This is a genomic window from Pseudoalteromonas sp. NGC95 (assembly GCF_015864705.1).
GTDB classification, from domain to species: Bacteria; Pseudomonadota; Gammaproteobacteria; order Enterobacterales; family Alteromonadaceae; genus Pseudoalteromonas; species Pseudoalteromonas arctica.
Window position 1 is genome coordinate 36420 of record NZ_JADYWR010000019.1, and the last position, 16111, is coordinate 52530.

10 protein-coding genes and 1 pseudogene are annotated in these 16111 nt (G+C 34.9%); 2 read left to right on the top strand and 9 right to left on the bottom strand.

Annotated elements, in window-relative coordinates:
• Positions 1 to 218: 218 nt before the first annotated feature.
• The 9 genes and pseudogenes from I6E70_RS15885 to I6E70_RS15920 form a co-directional block, all read right to left on the bottom strand.
• Positions 219 to 1238 (bottom strand): tyrosine-type recombinase/integrase, encoded by a 1020-nt coding sequence (locus I6E70_RS15885; RefSeq protein ID WP_197189148.1) that lies wholly within the window; start codon positions 1236 to 1238, stop codon positions 219 to 221.
• Between the two features lie 696 nt (positions 1239 to 1934).
• Positions 1935 to 2165, bottom strand: coding sequence for a hypothetical protein (locus I6E70_RS15890; RefSeq protein WP_197189149.1), 231 nt, complete (start codon positions 2163 to 2165; stop codon positions 1935 to 1937).
• A gap of 71 nt (positions 2166 to 2236) precedes the next feature.
• Positions 2237 to 2400: pseudogene (locus I6E70_RS20740) on the bottom strand (transposase); the annotation flags it as partial.
• A 157-nt stretch (positions 2401 to 2557) separates the two neighbouring features.
• Entirely contained in the window at positions 2558 to 3493 is a 936-nt protein-coding gene (locus tag I6E70_RS15895; RefSeq protein ID WP_231620130.1) for a GGDEF domain-containing response regulator, read from the bottom strand.
• A gap of 440 nt (positions 3494 to 3933) precedes the next feature.
• Entirely contained in the window at positions 3934 to 4983 is a 1050-nt protein-coding gene (locus I6E70_RS15900; RefSeq protein ID WP_197189150.1) for a hypothetical protein, read from the bottom strand.
• 275 nt (positions 4984 to 5258) lie between these two features.
• Positions 5259 to 6338: a hypothetical protein gene (locus I6E70_RS15905; RefSeq protein ID WP_197189151.1), complete on the bottom strand. Its 1080-nt coding sequence runs from the start codon at positions 6336 to 6338 to the stop codon at positions 5259 to 5261.
• A complete protein-coding gene (locus I6E70_RS15910) occupies positions 6338 to 6715 on the bottom strand; it encodes a hypothetical protein (RefSeq protein WP_197189152.1) in 378 nt (125 codons plus the stop codon). Before I6E70_RS15910 ends, I6E70_RS15905 begins: the two co-directional genes overlap by 1 nt.
• Before the next feature lie 272 nt (positions 6716 to 6987).
• Positions 6988 to 8670, bottom strand: coding sequence for a DUF262 domain-containing protein (locus I6E70_RS15915; protein ID WP_231620131.1), 1683 nt, complete (start codon positions 8668 to 8670; stop codon positions 6988 to 6990).
• Between the two features lie 326 nt (positions 8671 to 8996).
• Complete coding sequence (locus tag I6E70_RS15920; protein WP_197189153.1) at positions 8997 to 10445, bottom strand: HEPN domain-containing protein; 1449 nt, start codon at positions 10443 to 10445, stop codon at positions 8997 to 8999.
• A gap of 1160 nt (positions 10446 to 11605) precedes the next feature.
• Here I6E70_RS15920 and I6E70_RS15925 point away from each other — a divergent pair.
• Both I6E70_RS15925 and I6E70_RS15930 read left to right on the top strand, forming a co-directional pair.
• A complete protein-coding gene (locus I6E70_RS15925; protein ID WP_197189154.1) occupies positions 11606 to 13825 on the top strand; it encodes an EAL domain-containing protein in 2220 nt (739 codons plus the stop codon).
• A complete protein-coding gene (locus I6E70_RS15930) occupies positions 13812 to 15743 on the top strand; it encodes a sensor histidine kinase (RefSeq protein ID WP_197189155.1) in 1932 nt (643 codons plus the stop codon). The genes I6E70_RS15925 and I6E70_RS15930 overlap by 14 nt, the downstream gene beginning before the upstream one ends.
• Positions 15744 to 16111: the final 368 nt, after the last annotated feature.

A 16111-nucleotide genomic window follows, 5' to 3' on the forward strand; every position in this document is an offset into this window, starting at 1 on the left:
ACTTTCCGAGTTAATAATCTTATATTGAGTAATACATTGTAAAATTACCTTCGATATACTTGAGTATGAAAAAGATAAAAGCTGATTTTCGAGTGCCAGGCTTTCACACTTTGGCACTAACGATGGGGAAAATATGTCGTTGATCTTATCAAAAACACCTAGCAAGATATTTATAGGGGCGCTAGATAGTTATTTTTCTCAGTATTTTGGCGAAAACTTTAGCTTTTAAAAGTTGTAAATAATTGCGTTAGCACGGCTTTTTCTATTTCTTCTTTGTCTGATTTAATGTAGACCTCTGTCGTTTTAATACTCGAATGACCCATCAATTTTGCAATATATTGAATATTGGCACCGTTGGTGCTTAACAGTGTGGCATAAGATCGCCTAAGTGAGTGGGGCGCAATACCGCGTTGTAATAACCCATACTTTTCACACAATAAATAAACCGAGTTTGGGTTCATTTTTTTTACTTCACCACTTATTTCAGGTCGCACACTATCATGAACACGTCCCCCTTTATACACACGCGTAAATACGTAGCCTGGCTTATAACTTCGCATATCCAACCACTGTTTTAGTGCTGTCATTGTGTAAGGATGAATTGTAACATCACGCTCTTTGCGCCCTTTTCCGTCAAACGTGAGTGTATTTGTCATGAAATTTATATTATCCACTTTCAAATTAATTAACTCAAACCGCCTTAATCCACACCCAATTAATAGATGAAATATTGCTTTATCTCGAATTTCTTTTGCTGGCGAGGCTGCGTTTTGGCTTATTTCTTGTAGCAACGTATCAAACTCAAGTTCAGATAATGTCGCGTGTTCGCGCTTTTTCCCAGAGGCAGGTTTGGCCACCGCTTTTGCACGCTCCCAATGTAGCGTATCTATTTGGCCAAGCAAATATGCTTCTTTTAAAACACTTTTTGTCACCGATAAATACAAGCTAATTGTCTCATTCGATAGACCTTCTTCGTGTAGTAAATTAACCAAACTGTTGAGAGTGTTTCTATCAAATCGTTTCCAAACAATACTGTATAAGTTTCGCTGGTTTAACTTTTTGGCAATGCTTTGCAGTACGCGACGAACAGTTTCTTGCGATGCTCTTGAGCGTAGGGAATTTACATAGGCATAAATAGGGCAGTTATTATCTTTTATAATGGCCGGCGTTGGTATATTCAGCGGGACTAACTCCGTAGAAATCGGACCTCTTAATAAATGGTCAAAACGCGGTTTCATTCTATAACCTCTTTAATCTTTTTGCGGGTACATTTCACATATGCACATCGAGTAAAGCGAATATTTGCTGATGTGTATAATTTACAGCTCAAACACAGCCACCAAAAACGAGTATCGTTTTTAGTTTACGGGACTGATTCAAAAATAACTAGTGTAAAGTTCTATTTATACTAGTTATTGTTATGTTAAATTGGGCTTGCAATCATTTCATTAAGGCAATGCGCCACTCTATGCAAATTTTTGAAAGCGGGGGAGTTTGGCTCTTTTCTCATCCGCTTAATCAGCAAAGTTAACAATGGTTTGAGCCATAACTACTCGCTTACTTGCCTCGACATAGGAGGTAAATAATTAAAAGTACAAAGGTTATAACAAGAAAGTACGCAGTAATGAGAATAGATAGTTGCAATGCGGACATTTCTTCAAGACAATGTGTTCACAACCAGTAATTCAATATAGTTGAGAATGCATACGCCCACCAGCACATTCAAGATTGGGTTATTGGCAACTTCACATTTCAGCATATGATAAAAAGCGTACACCAATAAAATAACCAGTAATATAGAAAAAGTCACTGTAGCCGTATAGTTATCAGGTATTACATGGAACAACCTATCTATGAAGCTTACTATAGTGGAAAAATAGAGATAAATAAGAAGATACAAAAATTCTAAAATTATGGTCAAATTTTATTAACCACTACAGATCAAGCTCTAACTTATAGTCAGGTAAATACAATTTATCTGCCCTATAAGGAAGGTAATCTTTTTTAGAAAAACGAATGTCAAACCCTCCCTCCTCAAATCGCACACGTAAAAACATTTTCGTTTCGTCAATTACCACACCGTTTTTGCGGATAGTATTATTTTCATTTACAGCACAACAGCTTAAGCCTATATCACATGGCGATAACTCCATATATATAGCCATTATCTCCCCTCTACCTGCCACAAACCGAGTATGTTTAATGCAGGGTTGACATTAATTTAGGTTATTTCATTTGAGGCGTCCATACCACCATATTTAGTGCGCCATTTATAAAAGGTTGAATTGTTCGCGGATACAGCTCAGGAATAGGCACGCCGCTTTCTGCTTGTTTTAAAATGGCAAGGATTTGGCTGTCTGTAAAATGTGCTTTTTCATAATTATTCCCTGTGTTTACAATAAGAGGAAATTCTACATTTGGCTTCTATTATTTTTTTGGTGGATTGCCTCAACACCTACTTATTGCCGACTAACAACTGTGTGCCTATCTAGGATATTGGGCATATTTTAAAATGAGACTGAAACTTTTTCTAATAATAGATATTTGCTTGACCAATTTAATAGCTCACTCTATTTCGCCCTGATTGCTTTGACATATATAATCTATCATCCGCTACTTGGAGTATACTCGTTTGCTCATTCGAACTACCTAATGTTGAAACACCTGCGCTGATAGTAAGTGATTTAAAAGAGGAAGCACTATGAGGAATCTTAAGCGCAGCCACATTTTTTACTATATTATCAGCTACTAAAACGCCTCCCTTTAAATTAGTAGATGGTAGAACTATAATAAACTCCTCCCCTCCGTAACGGGCTACGAAATCATTAGGCCTTTTTAATGTTTCCTTAACTGTTGTGGCCACAGCTTTTAATGCTTTATCACCATCTAGGTGACCGTATATATCGTTAAATTGTTTGAAATGGTCAATGTCTATTAAAATAAGAGTATAGTCTTCACCACCTCTTTTAGCATTCAAATCGATTTTTACAAAGTGAGTATCAAAATAACGTCGATTATAAACTTGGGTTAAGCTATCTAAAAAAACTAGTTCCAACAATGTATCTCTTTGAAACTTAATAGTTAAGTGGGCTCTAACTCGATTGAATACAGTGTTTTTTGTGAACGGCTTTCGTATAAAATCAACTCCGCCAACTTCCCAACAAAATTCCTCATGTTCAAGATAAGACGTTATAAAAATTACTGGAATATCCTTTAGTAAAGGTAGTTCCTTTAGGAGTTTACAAGTTTCTATACCATCAATACCGCTCATTTGTATATCAAGTAGTATTAAGTCAGGGATATAAGTTTGGCATCGCTTTATTGCCTCCTCTCCACTCTTCGCTATTTCAATATTGAAATGTTTCGATAGAATATTCTGAATTAAAACTATATTTAAAAGTTGGTCTTCAACTATTAAAACTTTTGCTTTAGATAACTCATTGATTAAATCATTATTACTGTTACTAGGGATATCCCAAGTACTTAGGTTCAAAATTCGCTCCAGAATAGTGCTTGAAATAATTAACTGTATTTACAAGTAATTTATTTTATAGAGCTAAGACCCTATGAGCAATGGTAAATTCAGAATATTACGACTGTTTGTTATTAAGCTTTTCACCGTCATTAAAATTTATACTTTTCATATTTAAACTCAAGGGCTCAATTTAACTTGGCAGCCAAGTAATTTATACGCTCTTGATTCTAAGTCTTAAATAACTCTAAATTCGTTATAGTAAACAATTATTTTTGACAAACTTGATTTGATAGGAATTAAAATTTGTTCAACCAATACCTGCAATTAGCTCTGTTGCAATTGACGGGTATGTGCCATGAGCGGACGGTCATGGCGCCAAGAAGCGAACAGTATTTAACTGCCGGCCAGCCCAGTAGAGACATCAAGACTCTATGAAAGTTAGAACATTTCAGTTAAGTTTAAGTCTTACTATCACAGAACTTGAATGCTTCATCTGCTATCGAGAGACACGCTGAGCACTCAGCACCAGTGGGTTTGTAACCTACGTGAACAACTTTATTCCTAATAGCCTTGAACTTAAGAAGTCTATTCACTAAGCCCTCAACGTCTTTATCAAACAGGTTCGGCAACGCTTCGGATATCACATCATGTACGCGACCATATCGTTTAATACTTTGTCCCTTTTCTCTACAAACATTAAGTAGGTTATACAAAGCTAATTCCAGCGCGATAAAAGACTCCAATACAGCCGCACTATAATTCTCTTGTTCATTCGCCATTTCGTAAGCTCGCATAAGGGTTACACGCCAGCTAGGGAAGTCACCTGTTGTTAAATAATGGGCAATGTGACCTGTACTTTTTGCGCGGTCGAAATCAACCAATTCATGATCGCCTAAGTTCGGCGGCTGCAAAGAAGAAAAGCGTTGCGCATTAGGCTTCCAGTCATCAAACAGCTCGCGGATACGTTGATCTGTCTTTTTCGCTAAGTGCAGTTTGTTGTACGACTTGAACCCTGTGACAATGTATGGCTTAAAGCCTGTCATGAAAGACACTTCCTTGATTGAAGTGTCTAAAGTGGCGTATCGATACACCCTGATAAAGTGGTTCAGGGCGTCCAACGCTTTGCGTTCTAAAGCATCGGAAAGACCATCAGCTTCAATAGCGATACGAACAAGCGTAGTGATAGTGGAATGGCTAAACTGAGTATGACCTTTGCCGTCAGTATCCATCAATAAATTGACATCGAATGAACCATCAGTTCGTTCGGTGACATTGCAAATTTGGTTGTCGCCGGTTTGCCGCGATGCGGCAAAATCGTACTTGTAGCCCAGTGCCTTATGATGATCAACGCGTATTATTTTGTCGCCTACAGATAGAGTGTTGACGGAACTCATGGGCATACCGATTCCGACAAAGAATCGCTCACCTTTGTAATCAAAAGGTGCTTCACCTGGCAACATTCGGATATTACCTGGGTAGAAGAACTGAAACAAAGCACAACCTTTCAACGAAGCCTCCTAAGCTCTTTTTGCCATAGTTATTCCGATTTCACATGGACGAGCATCATGGGCTATAGCGTTATCAAACCAAACGCTTGGTACGATACTAAAAATTAGTTATAAGAATATCGGATTACATCGCCATTGGAAAACACCGGTATCGACATTCCTAAAGGATTGCCAACCTCCTCAAAATAAGTACTGCAGGCTAAAATTAGTGAGGGGCGCGCAACCTTGCTGTTTTGCTTCTCTTGGTTTTAGAGTTTGTTATAACGAATTAAAGTTTAACCTTGCAAATCAATTTTACTTGTATCAAATCCAAATTTATTTTCAGCTAGTGATTCAATTATTGTAATTTCAATATGTTCATCTTGAACAATGTGTAGTTGATTTGCATAGTTTTTGGCTCTTGGAAATACTCTCCAACTAACAGGCTCTTTTCCTAAAGGAATTATATCATTTCCAATAAAAGAAAATAGCTCATCATCCGTTTCCAACACAGTTCCAAAAGCAGCTGTTCTAGCTTTTAATATATTATCATTGAAATTAGTCTCAATTGTTGAAGCTTCACATTCAAAATAACCTATTTTAATATTTCCATTATTAAGAAATGAATATTTTTTGTCTCCGGCAATCCATGACATTTTCTCTTCAGTATTTCTTTCTATCCTAGGCTTAGTTTCCTTATTTAACTTCACTTCATTCCAGAACTCACTTGTTTCTTCAAAATCACTTTGTTTTGGCATTTTTACAAATGTAGCTTCCACTACACCATGTACTGTTGATGCAAAAAGTTTGGTAGATTGCCAATCAAGATCAACACAAACATCTGAAACCAACTGCTTTATGTGGTTTTGGCTATGAAATTTTGATAACGGTAACAAAGTTAATACACCACTTTTTCCTGCGGCAAACGCCAATCTCCCATGAGAGTTTGGAGACACAGAAAAGCACATTTCATCAAATAATTTAATTTCTGAGCTTAAGCTACCATCTTTATAGTTTAAACTTAGTTTTGAAACCCCTTTCTCGGAGGATATATATAATTGATTTGAAAAGATGTTTATATCTGAAGGCCAAACACCAATATCAAAGGTAAAGAGTTTCGCACTATTCAAAATTCGTTTCGAAATAGTTATATTAGTTAACTCTATTTTTGGTATTTTTACTCTACTATCTAGGATAAGACTCTTTAGTGCCAATAACTTAAAAGAATTAAGACCACTTAATCCTTGATTAAAAAGTTGCTCCCATTTATAGATAGTCAACTTGTAATCAATGTCAACAAGAATCAATAAGCCTGAATATATATATGAATCAACGTAGTCGCCTTCTATATTGATAGTAAATTTATTAATACTCACTACCACTTACCTTTAATTATTTTACTTTGTTTGGGTTTTGTTATTATCTTTTCTTCTCGCCAAGCATCCAAAACAGTTGTCGGTGGCCTATCTGCATCTCGAGAAGGCGTGACTGGATAGCCATGCCATTCATTATTTTTATTTGTTACATACTTGGCCATATAAGCGATATCCTTATCAGTATTACCTAATTCAGTATATATATTACCAATTTTTTCAATTGCCCATAAATGATTCCTCGGGCAGACCCATTCTTTTTCTTTAGCTGTAGAAAATAATTTGATCTCTTGCCACTCACTAACTTTCCACTGAGTACAAGCAGCTTTAGGCTTTTGATCTCGATGCTTTCTATTCACTTTATAACTATCAAGTTTCACTCAGATTTCCACATTCGTTACAAATCCCTATTGAACATCATTTTGCACCAAAACAACAATGAATGATGTTAACGAAGAAAGTTATCTGTTTACCCATTTAAACAGAATTAAATTTAACTTTTTTCAGTGTCCGGTTATCGCACTTTGCCGGAGTTCGGCTCAGTGCCATGAGCTGCCTTCCCGATTTAACTCACGTCTGCCCCAAAACATGTTTGGGGCAGGTATGATCCAAAAAATAAATCCTTTATTTATCTATGGTATGTGCCATGAGCTTAGTCAATACGCCATGTCTTAACAGCTTGCTCGGCTATCCATTTTTGTTGCTCATTAACGGAGTCTAGGTTCCACTCATCGTGCTCAGTGACTTTTTGAGCCAAATGGTATGGGGCTTTTACGTACGAATCTTTCTTTTGTTCAAAAGTAGCCCGTTTTAACTCATCTTTATCGAGTAGAAGCATATTACCTAAACGATCTTTAACGTCATTAATGCCTTCACCAAAGCTATCAATCCATTGCTGATCAGGATTATAAGGACAAATATGCTCCAGATTTGTTTTGTTGAAGTCACAATGGAACCCAAGATAATTTTCGATCTCAGCAAGTAGAAACCTTATTTTTTTTGCTGTTTGCCTGCTTGGCATTCGATGAAATTCAAAAGCATTAAAGAACGTATCATCATTTGGGTACAGTCTCTTAAATTCTTCACTATTCTTTATATGACTTGCTCTTTTATATTCTTTTTTTGACACTTTCATTGCTATTTGGTTGTAGAGTGACTCTTGTTCACTTGGCGATAAATGGCAAATGACGTTATATCGAATAGACAGAACATATAAATATTTGACTGTTTTTACAAATTCTTCTGGTGTGAAGTACTTAAATGCTGGAAGTAGAACAGCTAGTGGTTGTTTAATATTGAACAACCTAATACCAACTAAGAACTTTAGAGAATCTCTATATTCTTGTGGTTGCTCTGCCCACCACGAATCACTAGGGTTTATCAGTGACGCATAAATTGGGGCATACTCGATTAGCTCTTTAAGATAAGCATAAGCCTCTGGAGGAGTAGTAACTACTCTGCGCATAGACGAAAAGAGGTTTTTTTTAGTGACCATTTTCCTATGTGAGTTGTAATGATATCGAACAAAGTCAGATACATTACTTTCACCTAGCTGAGCAATTAGCTCAGACCAATTCTCATCTAAGTCGTCTAACTCATCATCTTCAATATCGTTATTTTTAGTAACTATTGAAAACAAATAGTTTTTTAATAGATCTGGGGTTGAGAGCTGAACACCTCGTGCATTAAGAGTTTCAAAAACTTTGTACGCATTTAAATCATCTTGCACAATAATCTTTGTAAAAATCATTGCTGAGGAGAACTTCATTATGAACTGCGCAATCTCAGCCCCAATAGAGCCAAACTCCTTTGTACTAAAAAAGTCAAAACATTTTCTAATTAGTTTATTAGTAGATGTGATCCCTCTATGATTTGGCGCTTCAAGTTTCGAGCATATCTGCTGAAAGTATCTGTTGTTATTTCGGTTCAGTTCTAGCTTACTGACAACTTTTAAGGAGACTAGATTTTTATTACCAACAAACTTCTTAGTGAGTTCATCAAGTCTTATCTTGTTATCGGCTTCATCTTCACCTCTTTCAATCATATCCGAAAGAGCCTTCATTGCTGCAAGAACAATTAGCGAAAGTGTGACTAACCTCTGTTGGCCATCAATCACTTCAAACTGATACTGCTCAGTTTGTTGTAAAACTATGTAGCCCATGTAATGGAAGCCTTCTTCATCTAAGGAATTTATGTCATTCCAAAGGTCTTCCCATTGTTGAATATCCCAAGCGTAATCACGCTGAAATCTAGGAACTAAATATTTACTTGAGCCCCCAAGTAACTCATTAAAATTCTCATTTTTCGGTTCCATTAACATAAACTGCTTTGCCATAAGAGATCCCTTTAAAAGCCTTTGATGTAAATATATTATCCTATATATGCTGAACCATCATGCTTTATCTTCAATCCATATGACGAAAATTGAATTTCGTAAATTAGTTTTGCCCTTGCTTGGGTTGGGGCGTTTGCCCATAGAAATTTTATGCGAAATTCACCTAATACAGCCGATAACCAAAAACGAGTTTATCTGACCGTCTGCTTCTCGCTCTTTGCTGAAGTTCAACAGAATGTAAGAAGCAGACATTAGTACCTTAAACATATGTAGGCTATCTAGTTATAAATTAAGAGTGTGAAAAATCAGTTTAATTCTTTAAATTATTATTCGATAGCTTCTCTTAATTTTTTGTTATAAAAATCAAAACGCTGTTCAAAGCCAATGATCTGATTTTGAGAAGTCCATAAAGGTGCATCGGTAAATTCCCAACCGCACTCTACTATTTCACTCAAGGCATAAATATATTCAAAAGTGTCAATAAATAGACCTTGGAATTTTAAGAGCTTTTCTGGCGATAATTTTTTATATTTACTACCATGCACATAATAATTTCGACTTTTTATGGCGATATTTACAATGAACTCTAAGTCTTTGGTATTTATTTTATGTCCCACTAAATGTGGCTTAATTATATTAAGTCTTTCTTGTACCCTGTCTTTTAAGGACTTTCGAGTTAAAAAACCAATAGACTGTAATAGAGATTGTTTTATATCAGGAAACGTTGAAAACTCAGACTTGATGTGCATTTTTAAGTTTGTTAATAATTCTTCTGCATCAGTAGCTATCGATAATTTTGTATCCTGCTCTGATACCGGAAAAATATCAAACATATTTGCTGCTGTTATAAGTCTGTCTGAGGAATAGGAGTCTCTGAAGTACGTATTGTAAAAGTTGTACCTTACACTTTCTCTATCACTTTTTTCAAACCAACCTTTCAAAATTTCTGGAAATCTGTCGTTAGTTACATCAATAAGTGGTTCAGAGTAATAGCTATCCTTTATCTCTTTCCCCCATTCATAACTATCGTGATAAATAGTAAATTCATGGTGTTCGTGTTCAATCTTCTTTAGCGTTATGTCTTTAAAAAAAAGACCTTTCACACCAATAAACCTAAGAAATAAAGCAACTAAATTGGCTCGTTTGAATGCTTCATCAATAGTAACACCTTCACGAAAATCAATAGTTATGACTACTTTATTTTCGATCTTCACACCTGTTGCTCCCCCAAGAGAACCGCTAGTAACTAAGTTATGAGCTTTTATTGTACCTAATTCTGTTTCTTGCTCAAAAATTGAAAAGTCACCATTAAAATAAGCAATAACGGGATGCTTTTCGGTATCAAACTTTGGTGTATATTTTTGTGTATTCAGTGATTCAACTAAATTTTCATCCGGAAAGTTTATATAACCAAATGAATTTAAATGTTTAAAGAGCTTTAATGGATTACCAACTACTAACGAAATAGAATCAAATTTATCTGTTTCAGAATTTACTTTATCTTTTCCAACAACCAAAGTATGCGAATAAACTTCGCATGAGTATGAACGCTCATTTTGAGACATATAACTGGACGCACCGCTCCCGCCTAAGCAGTTTAATAAGGAGATATATTTATTTTCGTTAGTCTTACCATAGATGTTAGAGTGATCTTCAATATGAAAAAACTCTGAAGACCAGCAACTGAATTTTTTTGAGTCTGATCCAGTAGCAAGTACTCCAGAAATATTATTGTTATTTTCAATTTTAAAATTTGCTTTAATTATTTCAGTCATTTCTTTACTCCGTATTTAGGCCTCATATGAAAGCAAACCAACTAATCCTTTAAAGTAGTAACTGCCAAATAAATGTTGTGCATACCATAGAATTATCCAAAGACCGGCTTTTCTTCCTGATGAAATACGGCTTAGTGCCATGAGCGGATAGTCATAACCTTAGTGACTGGTATGTATTTTGATACACTTGAACGGCTTATGTTAAAATTTTGTTTTATATATTTAGTCGTTAACCGATTTTCCCAAAAAAATAAGTTCTATAAAATGAAAACGTTTAATTAGATCATAATTTGAGTGTGCTATCACGCTATTCCTTAGCCATTTGCTTTCCTCGTTAAAATATCAAATTAATTAAGAATGACAATGAAAGGCCATAATTTATTTTATTAAGCCAGCTTTAATACTGGAATTCTCAGCTTTTAAAAAACCATTTAGAAACAGAACGACTGAACTTCCAAGCTTCTATAAACTTTTGGGTATAATTTTAGGTGATCAACGTTTAGTGTACTTGGAGATAATAAGCTAGGCGAAATATGGTTGAGCCCTTTTCAGCCTTTCAAATTTAGTAGTGATAGTGAAAACGAGGCAGAGCCGGAAAATAGATGATTTGGAAAATAAATGGGTAAGCTTATCTTAAGCTAGCTGAACTAACTCAAAGTAAATACAAAGACCCTAAAACTGTGGCAAAATATTATTAACCACTACATCTCATCGCTCTTTTAGAAGTAGTCAGAGATGCTTTTATTCAAAATATCTAGTCTAACAAAAAACGTTAATAACTACTTTATACCTGTAATTAACTAATCACTTGTGGTTTTAGAACGGAACTAAGTAGTGAGTTAACCTGCCTATTCATGTAATAACTAACTACTTGCTTTGTTGAAGATGAATTAAGTACTAAGTAACTTAAACAAAATTCATGATAGATAATTAAAACAATAAAGTCGCTGATGGGTGATGTTCCTCTCACTATCACATTTATCCTGCATTATTATTTAGGGTCATTACTCGTAACTAGCTGAGCACTACAACTAGACTATATCTAAACTCCCTTCTACTATCTAAGTATGCCTTTTTATAATGAGTTGTTTTATGTACATTTTAACAAAAATACGAATGAACTCACTTTAGAAAATCACTAAAAACATAGGTAGTATACAATGTCTAATAGCAATGGGTTATTCGTTTTTGATGAAGAGCAAGAGGTTAACGATTTAAATAAGAAAGTAATCAAAATCCTTACAGTTGAAGACGACATTAATTATCAGAACGCTTTAACTAATAGCTTAAAAGAAATGCAGGTTGATGAAGAGTATACAATAGAGGTTCTTGTAGCGAACTCGATATCGCAAGCAGCCCTTGTTTTGAGCTCACACCCAGATATTGCATTGACCTTCATTGATGTTGTATTGGAAGATGATGACTCGGGGTTGCGCTTAGTAGATACAATAAGGGAGGTGTTAGGCAATTCAGATATGCGCATAGTATTACTTACAGGGCAGCCCGGTTTTGCCCCAGAGCAACATGTAATGAAATCATTAGACATTGATGAGTACTGGAATAAGTCAGATGTTTCAGCAGAAAAACTTCAGTCAATAGTCACAAGTAACCTACGAACTTGGCAATATATATCCCAAATATCATCAGCAAGAAAAGGACTCCAATTAGTATTAGATGCCTCAAGAAGCATTAACAGTAAGCACGACATGCGCTCTTTTTCTAAAGCTGTATTAGAGGAAATTAGTAATATATTACATATTACTAATGGTGGTGGAATAATATGCTCCAGTGGTGATTCCAACACAAAGGCAATTATATCAACCGCTAATGGTTGCTTTGATGGATTTGAAGGTCAACTGGTTGAGCAAGGAGTATTAAGTAGCGATATTTACACTGACTTTGAACTTGCTATTACTGAAAAACGCCATGTTTTTTCGAAACATCACACAGTCTTCTATTTTGAAACAAAAAGCCTTGATAATAAAAGCTATGTCACGATCGTCAAGTCCGACAACTCCATAGGTGAGCAAAATGAATATTTACTTAAAGTGTTTAGTGAAAACGTTAATACTGGGTTTTCGAATATAGCATTACTCAATAAGCTGACTGAATTGGCATATACAGATGTCTCACTAAATTTACATAACCGAAATTGGTTAACGCGTGAAATCAGGAATATGAATCTTCATGAGCAATATCGAACAAAGTTAATCGTGTTTGAAGTTGAGCAATTTGAAGAAAAAGCATTTACTTTTGGTCATGATTTTTGTCAAATATTACTAATTGAGGTCTATAAAAATATTAAGCTTACCTTTGCCTCCTTCTCACCCCGAATAGCCATTATTAACAACAGTAGCTTTGGTTTACTCGTCAATACTGACGTTGAAATTTCAAAAGAAATGATTACAGTACTCAATAGACCAATGTGTCAGATACAAATGGTTAGACAATATGCCGATGTACGCGTTTTAGAGATGGGCTTACGCTCTGTTTTGAGTTTCTCGCCAGAAAAAATAATCAGCATAGCAGAATCAAGCTTAAGTGATAACCGCTCTACGTCTTCAAAATATATAAAGCATAGTCAAGAAAAAACAGAAGCACTCACAAAACGATTTAGCTTAATGGCTAAATTAAGAGCGGCTATTGGTTCAGGTTCTCTAGAGGTTGCCTTGCAACCTAAAATGGATTTAGTAGATTTAACGCCTATTGGTTTTGAAGCACTCGCAAGGTGGCAACTAAAAGATGGTAGCTTTATTAGCCCAGAAGTGTTTATTGAATTAGCAGAAACGGCTGGATTAATAAGTGAACTAGACTGTGTTATTTTTGATAAAATTTTAGCAACTATACAAGAGCTTAAAAATAAAGGTATTAATTTACCTGTAGCTTTTAATGCGTCTGCTTTTGACTTAGCCAACCCGCAATACTTTGATCGAATAGCTCAAAAAATTCATGAAGTTAACATAGACCCATCTATGTTAGAGCTAGAAATCACTGAAACACAAGCAATTAGTAACTATGATTTAATCAGAGAGTCGTTAGAAAAGTTTATGGCCTTGGGTATAAAGGTAGGTATAGATGACTTTGGTACCGGCTATTCATCAATTTCGCACATTACTGAGATTACGGCTAATATTCTAAAAATTGATCGCTGTTTCATATGTAACATTGAGCATAATACAGACAATCAATATATTCTTGAAATGATTGTAAATCTTGCTAAGCGATTTAATTTCTCTATTATTATTGAAGGAATTGAAACGTTAGAGCAATGCAATTGGGCTAAAAAAATAGGCTGTAATGTTGCTCAAGGATACTATTTTTCAAAGCCTTTATTTGTCAAAGATTTGATTGAATGGCTAAAACAGTATGAAAAACCTTGATATTGCTGAAGTAAATAGTTCACCTAACCTTAGTAAAAAAAATACAGCAATTAAACTATTTTTTCTTCTTTTTGTGGCTGTGTTAATAGGTTTTTTAGTTTATCAGCAAACTCTGCAATCGAGGCTCACAGTGATTCAGGGCTATCAAGATGACAAACTTGCTTTTGTTAACACTGAGTTTGCTAAAGAGTTGAGCAGTATAAAAAAGTTAACGCAATTTCTGACTAATAATAAAAATTTAAAAAGAGGCTCTACACCAAGATACATGTTAAGAACACCTCAATCTCTGAAAGCGATCAATGAGTACTTTTTAAATTTTGGTCTCATGACGCCTAACATATCTCAAATACGTTGGGTTGATATGATGGGAAATGAACGCTTTAGAGTTAACTTCAAAGATGGACATGGCCATGTGATAGAACCTAAAGCGCTACAAAACAAAATGTCGCGATACTATTTTAGGCAAGGTGTCGCGATTCAATCTCCCGACTCATTTCTTTCAAGAATAGATTTGAACATGGAATACGGCACTGTTACCTCCCCTATTGAACCTACAATAAGGGTAACCCATAGAACAAGTGCGAGTGATTATATTGTTGATGGATTAATTATAATCAACTTTAACCTAACTGATTTCTTTAAGAAAATAAGAGACTTATCCTCTAAAGACACTCAAATATATATCATTAATACTGATAGTTATTGGCTGTTTAGCCATGAGCCTGCCAAAGAATGGGGGTTTATGCTAAATAAGCCAAACCTTAATGTTAAAAGCTCTAATCGTAAGCTTTGGGATATAATTATTAGCCAAGATGATCGAACGGTAAGGTATTCTGATTCTAATATGTATACGTCAGGAAAGTTACCTGTACTTTATTCCAAAAAGCATAATGAAGCGTTAAACGACACCATATATATCTATATAAAGAGCAGAGATAGAACGATATCTGAGATAAAATTTTCTGCATTTCTGTATGGTTTCCTTTTTACGTCTATCTTCTTGTTAATTGGTAGTTTTATTTTATATAGAGAGTATCGATATACTAATGTTTTGCATCAATTATTTGACGATCTCCAGACTGAAAAAGCAGAGCTTAAACATGTTAACAATACACTTTCAAGTACAATTAAACAGCAACAATTACTACAAAAAAACCTTATAGAAGCACAAAAACTCTCTTCTTTAGGCTTACTTGTTGCAGGTGTTGCACATGAAATGAATACCCCTATTGGCGGCGCTATTATCTCCGTGTCTAACGCAGAAACAGTTATAAAACGATTGTGTAAAGCAATTGAAACAGGACTAACTAAGTCTCAACTTGAAAAGAGTGCACATAGTATTGAAAACAATCTAGGACTGGCCAGAGCAAACTTAGACAAAGCCGCTGTGCTTGTTAAAAGCTTCAAAAAAATGGCTATTGATAGAAATAATGAAGATTTTATTGATTTTAATATTAAAGACGTTATTGATGAATTATTAATAACACTTAACTCCCGACTAAAAAATTCAAAAATAAAAATAAATACGCAATTTATTGAGAATATAAATATAAAAAGTCGCCCTGGTATCATGTCACAAGTCATTGAAAATCTACTCATGAATGCAGTTAATCATGGTTTTAAGAAAAATCAGGTAGGCGAAATAGAAATCAGAGCTGAAAAAACAAACGACGAAATTAAAATTACAGTTTCGGATACCGGTTTAGGCATTGATAAAGATAAGCAAGTTTCAATATTTGAACCTTTTTATACATCAGCACGTGGTAACGGCAATATAGGTCTTGGGTTATATATGGTATCGCAGTGGGTAACGCAAATTCTTAATGCAAAGATAGAGTTAGACTCGGACCCTAAGAGCACTGAAAAATTTAAAACGAAATTTACAATTACCTTCTTAATAGACCCTTTTGAGAGGTGACTGAAATTATAACTGCGAAGTATCTTTCAGGAAAAGACAAATCAATCATGAACCCAGATCTTAAAACTATATATTTATGACCTAATTACTACGCACTTCGCCCTTAAAATTAAGCATTTCTATCACAAACCATATTTTATTTATTAAATGATTGCTCTAATTTCTTTCGATTACAGTGGACTAAAAACTTAATATAGCGAACGTTGCGTAAGTTAGCGAAATACCTTATCACAAACAAAATTTTATGCCGCAAGGATCGTATTTAACAGTTATTAGTATAAGTAACAGCGAATTCACACCAACGACTGGATCAACGTTTAGGTCTGCCACTTGCCAATAAACCTACTTCAGTTAAATTTCTTTAAAAG

What these genes read in the sequence shown, in the direction of transcription:
- I6E70_RS15885 (WP_197189148.1), bottom strand. Translation starts at nt 1,238, where the DNA reads ATGAAACCGCGTTTTGACCATTTATTAAGAGGTCCGATTTCTACGGAG.
- I6E70_RS15890 (WP_197189149.1), bottom strand. Translation starts at nt 2,165, where the DNA reads ATGGCTATATATATGGAGTTATCGCCATGTGATATAGGCTTAAGCTGT.
- I6E70_RS15915 (WP_231620131.1), bottom strand. Translation starts at nt 8,670, where the DNA reads ATGGCAAAGCAGTTTATGTTAATGGAACCGAAAAATGAGAATTTTAAT.
- I6E70_RS15920 (WP_197189153.1), bottom strand. Translation starts at nt 10,445, where the DNA reads ATGACTGAAATAATTAAAGCAAATTTTAAAATTGAAAATAACAATAAT.
- I6E70_RS15925 (WP_197189154.1), top strand. Translation starts at nt 11,606, where the DNA reads ATGTCTAATAGCAATGGGTTATTCGTTTTTGATGAAGAGCAAGAGGTT.
- I6E70_RS15930 (WP_197189155.1), top strand. Translation starts at nt 13,812, where the DNA reads ATGAAAAACCTTGATATTGCTGAAGTAAATAGTTCACCTAACCTTAGT.